This window comes from Candidatus Symbiopectobacterium sp. NZEC127 (assembly GCF_025962675.1).
GTDB lineage: Bacteria > Pseudomonadota > Gammaproteobacteria > Enterobacterales > Enterobacteriaceae > Symbiopectobacterium.
This window is the reverse complement of record NZ_JAGFPG010000105.1, coordinates 1-515: the sequence shown is the minus strand read 5'-3', so window position 1 is coordinate 515 and position 515 is coordinate 1. Positions and strand designations below refer to the sequence as shown.

The 515-nt window shown below is 53.2% G+C and carries 1 protein-coding gene; it reads left to right on the top strand.

Annotated elements, in window-relative coordinates:
• Window positions 1–349: 349 nt before the first annotated feature.
• Window positions 350–515: ash family protein (locus tag J5069_RS24145; protein WP_264646160.1), on the top strand; the 166-nt coding region annotated here is incomplete at its 3' end.

The following is a 515-nucleotide window of genomic DNA, read 5'->3' as shown; positions in this document are numbered from 1 at the left end:
AACCCTATTGGCGTGACATGTTTATGGCATCGACATCGTTGTATCTGTCATACTTTCATGGAGCAGGCGGGATTTGCTGCGTGGATTGAATCAGTAATACGGGCTGACAAGCCGCAGGCAACAGCGGCTTAAACATAGCCTCTCCGACACGCTCACAGCACTTCCTCAAACTTGCCTCTTCATCCCCTAAAACGCTATAGTTCTTCTGCTGCCGCAAAATCGGCAGCCGGGATTTGCAGCCCGAGCACTCAATGGTGACGTAGGACGCGCCATGCGTCTTTTTTTACGTCAATGACCTGACACGCCTGTTTGTTATGCGGCCTTTTTCACACCGCAATGCATCCAAACAATGGTGGCTCAGGCAGGGCAGCCCTCGGGCTGGCCGGTATCCATTGAGGCCGGTACTGCAAACCTTGTCTGGGCTACCACCCATGAGATTTGCAGCTCTGGTGGTAGTGACGCTTGTTACTCAATGGAGACTGCCCAATGGCTACCACCCCAACCGTGCTATACCC